12 protein-coding genes are annotated in these 13,292 nt (G+C 64.5%); 7 read left to right on the top strand and 5 right to left on the bottom strand.

From position 1 onward, the window contains the following. The first annotated feature begins 37 nt into the window (after nucleotides 1–37). The 4 genes from I6F20_RS06835 (at nucleotide 38) to I6F20_RS06820 (ending at nucleotide 4,749) form a co-directional block, all read left to right on the top strand. Nucleotides 38–1,552: a caspase family protein gene (locus tag I6F20_RS06835; protein WP_225125540.1), complete on the top strand. Its 1,515-nt coding sequence runs from the start codon at nucleotides 38–40 to the stop codon at nucleotides 1,550–1,552. 378 nt (nucleotides 1,553–1,930) lie between these two features. Then, nucleotides 1,931–2,374 (top strand): hypothetical protein, encoded by a 444-nt coding sequence (locus tag I6F20_RS06830; RefSeq protein WP_225125539.1) that lies wholly within the window; start codon nucleotides 1,931–1,933, stop codon nucleotides 2,372–2,374. A 211-nt stretch (nucleotides 2,375–2,585) separates the two neighbouring features. Continuing rightward, nucleotides 2,586–3,803, top strand: a complete 1,218-nt coding sequence (locus I6F20_RS06825) for an FAD-dependent oxidoreductase (RefSeq protein ID WP_225125538.1) — start codon at nucleotides 2,586–2,588, stop codon at nucleotides 3,801–3,803. 178 nt (nucleotides 3,804–3,981) lie between these two features. Further along, nucleotides 3,982–4,749 (top strand): outer membrane protein, encoded by a 768-nt coding sequence (locus I6F20_RS06820; protein WP_225125537.1) that lies wholly within the window; start codon nucleotides 3,982–3,984, stop codon nucleotides 4,747–4,749. A gap of 111 nt (nucleotides 4,750–4,860) precedes the next feature. Here I6F20_RS06820 and I6F20_RS06815 read toward each other — a convergent pair whose 3' ends face one another. The 4 genes from I6F20_RS06815 to parE form a co-directional block, all read right to left on the bottom strand. Continuing rightward, nucleotides 4,861–5,631: an SDR family NAD(P)-dependent oxidoreductase gene (locus I6F20_RS06815; RefSeq protein ID WP_225125536.1), complete on the bottom strand. Its 771-nt coding sequence runs from the start codon at nucleotides 5,629–5,631 to the stop codon at nucleotides 4,861–4,863. 21 nt (nucleotides 5,632–5,652) lie between these two features. Next, nucleotides 5,653–5,838, bottom strand: coding sequence for a hypothetical protein (locus I6F20_RS06810; protein ID WP_036000069.1), 186 nt, complete (start codon nucleotides 5,836–5,838; stop codon nucleotides 5,653–5,655). A gap of 190 nt (nucleotides 5,839–6,028) precedes the next feature. Beyond that, entirely contained in the window at nucleotides 6,029–6,811 is a 783-nt protein-coding gene (locus tag I6F20_RS06805) for an outer membrane protein (RefSeq protein ID WP_225125533.1), read from the bottom strand. Nucleotides 6,812–7,252: 441 nt separating this feature from the next. Continuing rightward, nucleotides 7,253–9,295 (bottom strand): DNA topoisomerase IV subunit B, encoded by a 2,043-nt coding sequence (parE, locus tag I6F20_RS06800; protein ID WP_035999934.1) that lies wholly within the window; start codon nucleotides 9,293–9,295, stop codon nucleotides 7,253–7,255. 274 nt (nucleotides 9,296–9,569) lie between these two features. Between parE and I6F20_RS06795 the strand changes: the two genes are divergently transcribed. Beyond that, nucleotides 9,570–10,100 carry a DedA family protein gene (locus tag I6F20_RS06795; protein WP_035999932.1) on the top strand — a complete coding sequence of 177 codons (531 nt, stop codon included), beginning with the start codon at nucleotides 9,570–9,572 and terminating at the stop codon, nucleotides 10,098–10,100. Nucleotides 10,101–10,153: 53 nt separating this feature from the next. On the opposite strand, the gene I6F20_RS06790 is transcribed toward I6F20_RS06795, so the two are convergent. Continuing rightward, nucleotides 10,154–11,149, bottom strand: coding sequence for an MBL fold metallo-hydrolase (locus I6F20_RS06790; protein ID WP_225125531.1), 996 nt, complete (start codon nucleotides 11,147–11,149; stop codon nucleotides 10,154–10,156). A 391-nt stretch (nucleotides 11,150–11,540) separates the two neighbouring features. Between I6F20_RS06790 and I6F20_RS06785 the strand changes: the two genes are divergently transcribed. Continuing rightward, complete coding sequence (locus I6F20_RS06785; protein WP_109143890.1) at nucleotides 11,541–12,206, top strand: FMN-binding negative transcriptional regulator; 666 nt, start codon at nucleotides 11,541–11,543, stop codon at nucleotides 12,204–12,206. Further along, nucleotides 12,203–13,186 (top strand): N-acetyl-gamma-glutamyl-phosphate reductase, encoded by a 984-nt coding sequence (gene argC, locus I6F20_RS06780; RefSeq protein ID WP_036022938.1) that lies wholly within the window; start codon nucleotides 12,203–12,205, stop codon nucleotides 13,184–13,186. The genes I6F20_RS06785 and argC overlap by 4 nt, the downstream gene beginning before the upstream one ends. Nucleotides 13,187–13,292 lie beyond the last annotated feature (106 nt).

Here is a 13,292-nt window from a genome sequence, read left to right as displayed (position 1 = left end):
CGGTGGCAGGGCCGGTTCTGCAACGGGAAATTTTGCGATGACGCGTCGGCTTTTCAGAATTCTGGCGGCCCTTGGCCTCGCGGTGGGCCTGAGCGGTTTCGCGGGGCCCGCCTGGGCCGCTAAGCGTGTCGCGCTCGTCGTCGGCAACAACGACTACAAGAACGTGCCGAAGCTGCTCAAGGCGGTCAACGACGCTCGCACCATGGGCGACACGCTGAAGCAGCTCGGCTTCTCGGTGATGGTCGCCGAGAACCAGAGCCGGCAGCAATTCTCCGAGACGCTGCTCGCCTTCGACAAGGCCATCGAGCCCGGCGACACCGCGTTCTTCTTCTATGCCGGCCACGGTTTCGAGATCGCCGGCCAGAACTATCTGCTGCCGACCGACGTGCCGGCTGCGACGGAAGGGCAGGAGGAGCTGGTGCGCGACGCTTCGATCCTGGCCGACCGCATCGTCGAGCGGCTGCAGAACAAGAAGGCGCGGACCTCGATCCTGGTGTTCGACGCCTGCCGCAACAATCCGTTCGAGCGCAAGGGCACCCGCGCGGTCGCCGGCGCCGGCGGTCTCGCACCGATGACCCAGCTGCCCGAGGGCGTGTTCTCGGTGTTCTCCGCGGGTCCCCGCCAGACCGCGCTCGATCGGCTCTCCAATGACGACGCCAATCCAAACTCAGTGTTTACGCGCACCTTCGCCAAGGAGCTGCTCAAGCCCGGCGAGAATCTGGTGCAGGTGGCGCAGCGTACCCGCCGTGCCGTCAGCGAGCTCGCCGACACCGTGAAGCACAGGCAGGTGCCGGTCTATTTCGACCAGATGGTCGACGATGTCTTCCTCAGCGGCCTCGCCAAGGACACCGCCGCGCGTTCGGACGATCCGCCGCCCACGAAGCTTGCGGCGCTGCCGCCGGTGTCGGTGCCGCAGATGCCCAAGGAGGAGACCCTCAACGCGCCGATCGCGAGCTTCTCGCGTCACAATGGCGGCTGGAGCGTGACCTTCTCTTTCGCCGATCCGACGCTCGGCATTTCCTGGCGCATTGCCGGCACGGGCGATTTCCGCGAGACCGGCTTCATCGACACGCTCGATCCGCGCACCCGCAAGCGGATGCCGAACCCGTCGATCGAGCTGCCGCCGGATGCGCAGGCTGGCACGATCGAGGTCCGTTATGTCGATCAGTCCGGCGACATGCAGGGCCCGTTCCCGATCAGGTTCGATCCCGAGGCCGCGCTGATCCGCGACCAGCGCAAGATCCTCGACATGACCTCGACGAGCTGGCTGTCGTTCCGCGAGTTCAACGGGCTGCTCGTCTACTACACCCATCTCGTCTCCTACCGCTGCGCCATCCGCGAGGTGCGCATCGGCGTCGACAGCGCCGTGCCCAACCAGGTGCTGAAGATGCCGCCCTGCGACATGCGCGACCCCAGCGCGGTCAGCGCCGGCATGCCGCTCTACATGAAGCTCGCGCCAAGCACGAAATCCGTCTCGGTGGAGCTGACCTATCGCGACGGCAGCGTGTCGGAGATCAAGAGCTTCAGGAGCGCGAACCGGAGTAATAATTGATGCGCTGTGCGATTGTGACGGGATGATCTCGCGCAGCGGCCGAACTTAAATCGGACAAGCCAAGGTGAAAGTGCTAGAGCCGGGAATGACAAAATTCCTTATTGTCGCGCTCCTGACGACGCTTCCGGTTCTGGCTCAAACGAATCCAGTTCCAACAGCCCCACCTCTCACCGATCGCGAACGCGTCCAAGCGGACCGCGCGAAGGCCGCCGAGGATGAGAAGGGGGCTCCGGCCACGCGACCATGGGATCGCGACGCCGATGGCAAGCGGCCGTGGGACCGCAAGTCGCCAAAGTCCTGAGACGAGAAGCTCGCTTCCCCTGCGGAAGGAACAACTCCTGCCGGGCTGGATTGTTTGCCAAACCAGGGAGACGATCCATGATCCGTAAATCCATCCTCGTCACGATCGCTTGTGCTGCGCTTTCGACGGCCGCCCTTGCTCAAGGAGGCGGTGGTGGCGGAGGCGGTGGTGGTGGTGGCGCAGGCGGCAGTGGTGCGGGTGCCGGTGCCGCGGCAGGCACGGGGACCGGCGGAGCCAGCGGCGGATCTGCGGCCTCATCGGGCGCCGGAATTGGAACGTCACCCAGCAGTGCCAATTCCGGGCCGTCGGCTCCCTCCGGCATGGGAACGCAGGGCACCACCACAGGCGCCAACATCAACACCAATAACAGCCCGACCAATCCCAACGTTCAGGCGCCGACTGCCGCCGGCAAGTCGCCCACGGCAGCTCAGGCCGAGCGAAACATGGGTGCCGGGCGCGCTCCGAATGGGGTGCCGATCGGTAGTCCGGGGTCCGGGACCAGCAACGAGGATCAGAAATAGTCGAACGCGACCGTCACGGAAGGCCCGCACGAAGCGGGCCTTTCATTTGGCGCCGGTCTGCTGCTCCCAACCGGCATTGATCCACCTGCGCCCTGCATAATTAGGACTCTCTTTGACCTGAATCGCGCTAGTATCGGCGGACATCTCTTCATCGATACTCACCTCGCGGTTCGCGTCTGCAGTGACACCCAACCCACAATCTGACAGGACCATGAAGGTCCGCTGCTGCATCGTCGGCGGCGGACCTGCCGGCATGATGCTCGGCTACCTCCTGGGACGCGCCGGCATCGACGTCGTGGTGCTGGAGAAGCATGCGGATTTCTTCCGCGACTTCCGCGGCGATACCGTGCATCCGTCGACGCTTGAAGTGATGGATGAGCTCGGCCTGATCGACGGCTTCCTGAAGCTGCCGCACCAGCGCCTGCAAAAGATGGACGGCCTGTTCGGCGGCACGCCTGTGCGCATTGCCGATCTCAGCCGGCTCCATACCAAATACCCCTTCATCGCCTTTATGCCGCAATGGGACTTCTTGAATTTTCTGCGCGAGGCGGGCAGGCGCTTTGCCTCGCTCGAGGTGATGATGAGCACGGAGGCGATCGATCTGATCCGCCGCGGCGAGACGATCGCCGGCGTGCGGGCGAAGACGCCTGAGGGCATCATCGACATCGAGGCCGATCTCACCATCGCCTGCGACGGCCGGCATTCGACGGTGCGTGAGCGCGCCGGCCTTAGCGTCGAGGAGATCGGCGCGCCGATGGACGTGCTGTGGTTTCGCGCCGGCCGCAAACCCGACGAAACCGAGAACGTGTTCGCTCGGGTCGAGCCCGGCAAGATGATGATCACCTTCGACCGCGGCGAATATTGGCAGTGCGCCTATGTCATCGCCAAGGGACAGTACGATGCGGTGAAGGCGAGGGGACTTTCGGCGCTGCTCGACGACGTCGTGCGCATGGCGCCGATCCTCCGCTCCGGCACCGCCGAGGTGAAGAGCTTCGACGACGTCAAGCTGCTCACCGTCGCGATCAACCGTCTGACGCGCTGGACGCAGCCAGGCCTGTTGTGCATCGGCGACGCCGCGCATGCGATGTCGCCAATCGGCGGCGTCGGCGTCAATCTCGCCGTCCAGGATGCGGTTGCGACCGCGAACCTCCTGGCGGACAAGCTGCAGCATGGCTGCCCGTCCGAGCACGAGCTCGATGCCATCAGGCGCCGTCGCGCGTTCCCGGTGAAGATGACGCAAGCTATGCAGGTGGTCGTGCAGAACAACATCATCAGTGGCGCCTTGCAGGGCGGCGACCGGCCGCTGAAGGTGCCGCTGGTCGTGCGCCTCATCACCGCGCTGCCATGGCTCCAGGGCATTCCAGCGCGCCTGCTTGCGCTCGGCGTGCGGCCCGAGCACGTGCATTTGCGCGCCGCGCCGCAATCCTAGCGGAGGACTTCGGTAGGGATAACGCGGCGTGAATTCGCGCGCGATGCGTTGCACGCTTGCAACATCGCCATCGGATTCACGGCGCGATGCGGGCCCAACCGCCACGTTAACCGTGTTGATTTCAATTTTGGTAAGAGCCGTCTGTGACCGTGCGTCCATCAAGGACACAGGGTGTACCATGCGTAATAAGTTGATTGCCGCCTTTGCCTGCACGACGGCTCTGGTTTCGACCGGTGCGGCCTCCGCCGCCGATCTCGGTGCGCGCTACACGAAGGCGCCCGCCTATGTCGAGCCGCTGTTCAACTGGACCGGCTTCTATGTCGGCGGCCACATCGGTGGCGCATGGACCAACCAGCAGTTCATCAACAACGGCACCGGCGCGGCGTTCGGCGATCTGCTGCCGGGAGAGGGCTATCGCCAGCGCAACGCGGGCGTCATGGGCGGCGCGCAGATCGGCTACAATTGGCAGGCCAACAATTACGTGTTCGGCGTGGAAGGCACGATTTCGGGTCTCGACAACAAGGGCTCGTTCACGAACACCGTGTTTGGCGCCGCGGATGACGTGTTCTCCTGGCGTACCAACGTGCTCGCGACCGTGGTCGGGCGCGCCGGCTTCGCCGTGCAGAACAACCTCTTCTACATCAAGGGCGGCTATGCCGGCGCGAACAACCGCCTCTCGGTCGCCGACACCGTCGGTGTGGCGACGGGCTCGGGCGGACAAACCCATTGGGCTAACGGCTGGACCGTCGGCGCCGGCTGGGAATACGGCGTCACCCGCAACTGGATCGTCGGCCTCGAATACAATTACGCGGCCTTCACCAGCCAGACCTATCAGCTCGGCGGCACCTCCGGAAACTACACCTTCGATGCCAAGCCGCGCGACATCCAATGGGCCGTGGTGCGCGCGAGCTACAAGTTCGACGCACCCACCATCGCCCGCTACTGAGCACGTCGACGCAACGCGACCAACGATCAAGAAAAGCACTGTCTCAATTCAAAAGCCCCGGCGTCGTCCGGGGCTTCTTTTTTGCGTCGTTGGATGGCGCGCAGACCGACCTCAGGCCATCACCGAGAATCCGCCGTCGACCGGGATCGCGGTGCCCGTGACGAAATTCGACGCGGGCGATGCCAGGAACACGGCGATGCCGGCGAAGTCGTCGATGTCGCCCCAGCGTCCGGCAGGCGTGCGCGCCAGCACGCGTTCGTGCAGCCCCGAGACCTGCTGTCGCGCGCCGCGGGTGAGATCGGTGTCGATCCAGCCCGGCAGGATGGCATTGACCTGGATGTTGTCCGGCGCCCAGGCATTGGCGCAGGCGCGCGTATACTGCACGATGCCGCCCTTGCTGGCCGCATAGGCGGTCGCGAAGCTTGCGCCGAAGATCGACATCATCGAGCCGATGTTGATCACCTTGCCGTTGCCGGACGCCTTCAGCGCCGGATAGGCCAGCTTCGAGCACACGAAGGCGCTGGTGAGGTTGGTGTCGATCACCTTGTTCCACTCGTCGAGCTCGAGCTCGTGCGGCGGCTTGCGGATGCTCATGCCGGCATTGTTGACGAGGATGTCGATGCGGCCGAGCTCCTTGACGACACGGTCGATCATGGCTGCGACTGCCGCCTTGTCGGTCACGTCGGTGGCGACGGCGATCGCCTTCACGCCGCGCTGCCTGAGATCGGCCACGGCGGCGGCGGACTTGCTCTCGTTGCGTCCGACCACGGCGATGTCGGCGCCGGCATCGGCGAGGCCGCGCGCCATGCCGAGCCCGATGCCGCCATTGCCTCCCGTGAGGATCGCGACCTTGCCGCGGAGATCGAACCGGCTGGATGTCATGCTTGAATTCCCTGGTTTCTTCTATTGGTTGCTCTGCCAGATCAGCACCAGCCCGAACCCGGCCATGGCTGCGCCATAGCCGGCCCAGTGCAGCTGGTTGACCATGAAGCTCGATCGCGGCCACGGAACCGTGCCCGTGCCCTGTCCAATCCAGAGCAGCCCGAGAGCGGTTGCAAACAGGCCTGCCACCAGCAGAAATCTGCGCATGCCTTCCTCCCATCGGTCCGCTTCTGTCGCGCTCCACGGCATCAACGACTGCCGCAGCCACGAAAACTTGCCGACAGACTAGCCGTAGCTCTGGTACGGACACAATGGGCCGTGGCCGCAAGGACGCTAGGGCCCAAAACGAAAAAGCCCCGGCGATGCCGGGGCTTTGACGCTTGATCGTGCGATCAGATCAGTACTTCGCGACGACCGGACCGGTCCAGTTGAAGCGGTAGACCAGCGAGGTCGAGATCGTCTGGTTCCAGCTGTTGGCGCGGACGCTGTTGATGGTCGGGAGGTCGCCGATATCGGTGCGGATAGCCTCAGTCTTGGCATTGTAGAAGGCCGAACGGTACTCGGTCTTCATGAACCAGCCGGGCGAGGTGATGCCGAAGATGTTCAGGCTGTTCTCGACGCCGCCGCCGATGAACCAGCCGTGACGATCGTAGCCATTGAGGTGAACACCGGCCGGGGTACCGCCGAGCGTCGTGAAGTTGGTGCGGCCGAAGTGAGCGCCGGAGTAACCGCCGTTGACGTAGGAGAGAACGTTCGGAGCGACCAGCCAGCCGAGGCGCACGCCCGCGGCCCAAGAGGTCTCCAGCTTCTGGTTACCAGTGATGTCGAAGATCGGATCCTGGATGGTGGAGCGGATGCTGCCGAACTGAGCGTCGCCAAACACACCGGCGACCCAGGTGCCGCTGAACTGCCAGTCGTAACCAGCGCCGACCGTACCAAACCAACCGGAACCGCCCTGACGCTGGGTGATGGTCAGCGGGGTACCCGTGGCGGTGTCGACAATCTGCTGGTCAGCATTGGAGAGGCCGCCGCCGCCGCCGCCGAAGACGTAGAAGCCGGTCCAGTTGGCGACGGGCGCCGGCATCGGGGCCTTCGCGTAGGGACGGGCGCCCAAGTCGGCAGCCGAGGCCGAGCCGGCCATCGCCGCAACCGCGGTCAGAGCGAGCAATGTCTTCTTCATTTTAAATCCCCAAACCTTGTCGGCGCGAGCGCACTGAAGTCCGTGTCATCTGATGACCGGACTATAGACGGTTCTTGCCGAAATGCTGTTGCCGGACAGGCACAGTCGCCGGAAAACGCCGGTGTGGGGGTATTTTGCGGCGGCCTCGCCCAGATCTAGAAAAATTGTTATGTTTCAAGGCCTTGACCGGATTCTGGCGACTCGATTTTGAGTAAGGTTTCGTTAGCAAATTCGGTTTTGTCCGAGACGGAGGCAATCCTGCTCCCGGCCGCAGCATCCGCTGAGTCGCTGGCCGAGTCGCCGCGAGACGAATCCGGAAAGCAACGAAGATCCCGGCAGCACACAAGGCAAACTGGTCCGAAACGGCGGCCGCTGCCCCAAAGACACAGCCCCGGCTTTGGGCCGGGGCTGTGTTGGCGTGCAGCCGGTTTGGTTGCCGCCTCAAACGTCCAGCAGCTCGTCGCTGGCAAACTCGGCCTTGTCCGAGATGAAGGCAAAGCGCGCCTCGGCCTTGGTGCCCATCAGCCGCTCGACCGAATCCGCCGTGGTGTCGCGGTCGTCGGCCAGCAGCACCACCTTGAGCAGCGTCCGCCTGGCCGGGTCCATGGTGGTCTCCTTGAGCTGCGCCGGCATCATCTCGCCGAGCCCTTTGAAGCGGTTCACCTCGACCTTGGCGTTGGCGTTGAACGCGCTCTTGAGCAGCGCCTCCTTGTGCGCGTCGTCGCGGGCGTAGACCGACTTGGAGCCGTGGGTCAGCTTGTAGAGCGGCGGCACCGCGAGGAAGAGATGTCCCTCATCGATCAGCCGCGGCATCTGGCGATAGAAGAAGGTGATCAGGAGCGAGGCGATGTGGGCGCCGTCGACGTCGGCGTCGGTCATGATGATGATGCGCTGATAGCGCAGATCCTCCTCGCGATATTGCGCGAGCGTGCCGCAGCCGATCGCCTGCACGAGGTCGGAGAGCTGCGCATTCGCCGTCAGCTTGTCCTTGCCGGCGGAGGCGACGTTGAGGATCTTGCCGCGCAGCGGCAGCACGGCCTGGGTCTTGCGGTCGCGCGCCTGCTTGGCGCTGCCGCCGGCCGAGTCGCCCTCGACGATGAACAGCTCCGAGCCCTCGGTGCCGGCATCGGTGCAGTCGGCGAGCTTGCCGGGCAGGCGCAGCTTCTTGCCGGCCGTCTTGCGTGCGGTCTCCTTCTCCTGCCGCCGCCGCAGCCGCTCCTCGGCGCGGTCGATGACGAAGTCGAGCAGCCGGTTGGCCATGTTCGGATTGCCCGACAGCCAATGGTCGAACGGGTCCTTCATCGCCTGCTCGACGATGCGCTGCGCTTCGGCGGTGGCGAGGCGATCCTTGGTCTGGCCCTGGAATTCGGGCTCGCGCACGAACACCGAAAGCATCACGGCGGCGCCCACCATCACGTCTTCCGAGGTGACGGAGGCGGCGCGCTTGCCCTGGCCGACGCGCTCGGCGTGATCCTTCAAGCCGCGCAGCAGCGCGCTGCGCAGGCCGGATTCGTGGGTGCCGCCGTCGGGCGTCGGCACGGTGTTGGTGTAGGAGGAAAGGAAGCCGTCGGCGTCCGCGGTCCAGGCCACCGCCCATTCGCAGGCGCCGTGCGCGCCGTTGCGTCCCGACTTGCCGGAGAAGATGTCCGGATGCACCAGCGTGTCGGCGTGGATCGCGGCAGCGAGATAGTCCTTGAGGCCGCCCGGGAAGTGGAACGTCGCTTCCGCCGGCACGTCCTCGACGCCTTTGAGCAGCTCGGGCGCGCAGTTCCAGCGGATCTCGACGCCGCCGAACAGGTAGGCCTTCGAGCGCGTCATCTTGAACAGGCGCTGCGGCTTGAACGCGGCCTTCTGCCCGAAGATGTCGGTGTCGGGCTTGAAGCGCACGCGCGTGCCGCGGCGGTTGTTGACCTTGCCGAGGTCCTCGAGCTTGCCCTTGGGATGGCCGCGCTCGAAGGTCATGCGGTAGAGTTTCTGGCTGCGCGCGACCTCGACTTCGAGACGCGAGGAGAGGGCGTTCACCACGGAGATGCCGACGCCATGCAGACCGCCCGAGGTCTCATAGACCTTGCTGTCGAACTTGCCGCCCGAATGCAGCGTGCACATGATGACTTCGAGCGCCGACTTCTTCGGGAATTTCGGATGCGGATCGATCGGGATGCCGCGGCCGTTGTCGGTGACGGTCAGGAAACCGTCCGCACTCAGCTCGACTCCGATGAAGGTCGCATGCCCGGCCAACGCCTCGTCCATCGAGTTGTCGATGACTTCGGCGAACAGATGATGCAGCGCCTTCTCGTCGGTGCCGCCGATATACATGCCGGGCCGGCGCCGCACCGGTTCCAGCCCCTCGAGCACCTCGATGTCGGCTGCCGTGTAATCGGCTTCCCCGCCACTGCGCGGCGCCGCCTTGACGGCTGTGCGGGGCTTCGGCTCGTCACCGCCGAAGAAATCGTCTTTTGCTTTTGGCTTCAACTGCTTGGACATATATCTTGATGGGTTTTGAGGGCCGCAGAAGCGGCGAATCGGTTAAGCCGACTATGCCACTTCTGACTTGGAAAGGTTACCGTAGGGCGGACTGGGCGCTGTGGGTTGGGAGCGAATCCGGGCGATTTTACGCCGCAGCCTCGCCATTTCCCGGCAATTTGACGTGCCGGCTTGGTGATGTCTGGGTTTTGTGACTTGATGTCACACAAGTCCTTGGCTTACCAGTCCTTTTCATCGAGCAGCACCTTGAGACGGGGCGGGAAGGCTATTTTGGATGGAGCAGTTTGCGCACGCCCTCACTGACTTCGTGCGCGTTCACCAGGCTTGGGCAGCGCCAATCGTGTTCGTGCTGGCCTTCGGAGAGTCGCTCGCCTTCATCTCGCTGCTGGTCCCGGCCTGGGGCGCGCTGGTGGCAATCGGTGCGCTGATCGGGGTCAGCGGCATCAACTTTTTTCCGGTCTGGATTGCCGGCGCCCTCGGCGCGGCGCTGGGTGACTGGGTCTCCTACTGGTTCGGCTATCGCTACAAGGAGAAGGTCGCCGAGATGTGGCCGCTCTCGCGCTATCCGGGACTGCTCCCCAGAGGCGAGGCTTTCGTGCGCAGCTGGGGCGTCCCCAGCATCTTCATCGGGCGCTTCTTCGGACCCCTGCGCGCCTCGGTGCCGCTCGCGGCCGGCATCTTCGAGATGCCCTATTGGACCTTCCAGGCTGCAAACTTCGTCTCGGCCCTGATCTGGTCGGCCGTGCTCCTGCTGTTCGGCGACGTGCTCGCCAAGATCATGGAGTGGATCTGGCGGGTGATCTGACCGGGCAACGGGGCCGCCCGGTCAGGGCGTCAGGCCAAGCCTTCTAAGCAAGCCTACAGCGATGCGTTCCAGATCGCGGGGATCCAGCGATATCCGGAGCCGTCCTTCTCGACCCGGACGAGACCGGGGAAGGCGGCGTGGAAGGCCTGGATCGGCATCTTCTCGGCAATCGCCATGTCGTAGAGCTTGCGGCGCGTCTGCTGGGCCAGCGGCTTGTCGACGTCGGATGCGATGTTCCATTCGGGATGCTTCACGAACAGGAACGCTGCGCCCGCGGTGATATCCACCTGCACCAGCACCTTCTCGGCGCCGGAGGCGACGATGAAGGAATTGTGGCCTGGCGTGTGGCCGGGGCTCGCCACCGAGGTGATCCCGGGCGCGACTTCCTTGCCGGCCTCATATTGCGTGACCTTGCGGCCCAGGGCATCGAACACGCGGCGGATGTTCTTGAAATTGTTCTCGAGGATCGGATTGCCCATCCCCTTGCTCATCTCGCCGTCATCCATCCAGAACTTCCATTCCACCGCCGGAACCATGATCTCGGCATTGGGGAAGGCGGGCTTGTTCTCGGCCGCCAGCAGGCCGTTGATGTGGTCGCCATGGAAATGGGAGATGATGACGGTATCGACCGCCGCGCGGTCGATGCCGGCGGCGGCGAGATTGTTCTGGAATTGGCCGACCTTGCCCTTCGACTGCGTGAACTGGTCGGGACCGAGCCCGGTATCGATGACGACGAGCTTCGGTCCGGTGTTGACCACGACCGGGTTGAAGGTGTGGGTGACCTTGTCGGCCGGCAGGTGGTGCTCGGCGAACACTTTGTTGATGTCATCCTTGCTGGCGCCGGCGGCGTAATTGTCGGTCAGATTGACGGTCGCAACGCCATCGCAGACCACCGTGACCTGGTGGGTGCCGACATTGTAGCGATAGAAGCTCGCATTCTGCTTCTCGGCCAGCGGCGCGGCGGCGCCCGCGGGCAAAATCTTCACGAAAGGCAGGAGCGCCGATGCGGCGGCGCCGGCTAGCGTTGCGCGACGAGTAATCTCGGTCATGGTGATGTCCTGAGGCTGGGTGCGAACGGCTCGGGGCCGGCGAAGAGGTTGTGTCCCGCCGGTCGTTCTCGAAAACCCCTACTTCTAGTGGAAATTCCACGGCGGGCCGATGACATCTGTGCGCGTCCTGCCGTCGCGCGTGCGGCATCCTGCCGTCCCACTGAACCGATTTGCTCTTGACCATGGAACCAGCGGGCATTATAGCCGCGCGCCATGATCAACGCCGCGACCATTCTGTTCGCCCGTCGCCGCCGCCGCAGCTTAGCGGTTTGGGCGGTCGATCGCGTTTGAGATCATCGTCTTTGCCGCTGGACCCGATCCGCGGCATCCTCTCTCCTGTCAGCGCGATCTGATCCGGCGGTCCCCCGAGGAGGCCCAGCAGGAGACCACGATGTACACGCCACCCTTTTTCAAGCAGGACCGCGCCGCGAGCCTGAAATTCGCCGAGGAGCGCGGCTTCGGCACGATGTGCGCCTTCGATGGCAAGCGGCCGATCGCCTCGCCGTTGCCGTTCTATTTGACCTATGCCGCAGATGGCACGCCGCAGGCTGCCTTTCATCTCGCCCGTCACAATCCGCTGCTAAAGCTGGCGGGCGGCGAGGCGTCGTGGCTGCTCGCGGTCAACGGCCCGGATGCCTATGTATCGCCGGACTGGTACGTCTCGCCGGATCAGGTTCCGACCTGGCTCTACCAGTCGGTGCATCTGAGCGGGCCGGTTCGGCTGTTGTCGGATGACGAGCTGGCGGTGCAGCTCGAGACGCTCAGCGCCAAGTTTGAGGGCTGGCTGTTGCCGAAAAAGCCGTGGACGTCGGCCAAGATGACGGCGGGTCGGCTGGAGACGATGAAGAAAGGGATCGTTGGGCTGGTCATGACCGTTGAGGAGGTCGAAGGCAGCTTCAAGCTGAACCAGCACAAGTCGGATGCCGATTATGCAGCGATCGCGAATGCGCTTGACGGCGGCGATGCCGATGCCAAGCGGATCTCACAATTGATGCGGCAGGCAAGGCCGCAGATTTTCGCAGACGACACGAACATGCTCGAAGGGAGCGCATCATGAGCCTCGCTGACACCACCAAAGCTCCGGCCACCAGCGCGGCAAAGAAGCCGGCCACCGTCTTCGTCGATGGCGGCTCCGGCACCACCGGGCTCGGCATCAATGAGCGGCTGAAGCTCCAAAGCGACGTCGCGGTGAAGACCATTGCCGACGACAAGCGCAAGGATCCCGCGGCCAAGAAGGCGCTGATGGAGGAGGTGGATCTCGTCATACTCTGCCTTCCCGACGATGCCGCCAAGGAAACCGTTGCCCTGGTCGACGGCATGGGGGCTCACGCGCCCAAGGTGCTGGATGCCTCGACCGCCTACCGGGTCGCGCCGGACTGGGCTTACGGCTTTGCGGAGCTCACGCCTGACCAGGCCGGCAAGATCAAGGCGGCGAAGAAGGTCTCCAATCCCGGCTGCTATCCGACCGGCGCGATCGCGCTGCTGCGGCCGATCGTCGATGCCGGCCTGCTGCCGCCTGATTATCCCGTCACCGTCAACGCGGTGAGCGGCTATTCCGGCGGTGGCAAGTCGATGATCGCAAGCTTCGAGGATGGCAGCGCCCCGTCCTTCGAGCTCTACGGCCTCGGCTTCGAGCACAAGCATCTGCCGGAGATGCAGCTCTATTCGAACCTGACGCGGCGGCCGATCTTCATTCCCTCGGTCGGCAACTACCGGCAGGGCATGCTGGTCTCGGTGCCGCTCCAGCTCGACACGCTGCCGGGCAAGCCCGGCGGCGCCGACCTGCAGGCGGCGATGGCAAAACGTTACGCCGGCTCGAAATACGTCAAGGTGATGCCGCTGCAAAACGAGGCGAGCAAGGGCGGCCGGCTCGAGCCGGAGGCGCTCAACGAGACCAACATGCTCGAGCTCTACGTCTTCGCCAGCGACAAATATCACCAGGCGCTATTGGTCGCCCGGCTCGACAATCTCGGCAAGGGGGCATCCGGCGCAGCCGTGCAGAACATGCGGCTGATGCTCGGCCTGCCGGAGGAGTGAGGCAGGCCTCTATCCTCCGTCATTGCGAGCGAAGCGAAGCAATCCAGAGCTTCCACCGCGGAAATAGTCTGGATTGCTTCGTCGCGAGGGCTCCTCGCAATGACGT

The organism is Bradyrhizobium sp. IC3123 (assembly GCF_020193625.1).
Classification (GTDB): domain Bacteria; phylum Pseudomonadota; class Alphaproteobacteria; order Rhizobiales; family Xanthobacteraceae; genus Bradyrhizobium; species Bradyrhizobium yuanmingense.
Note: the sequence above shows the minus strand (reverse complement) of the source record. Positions and strands in the feature narration are given on the sequence as shown.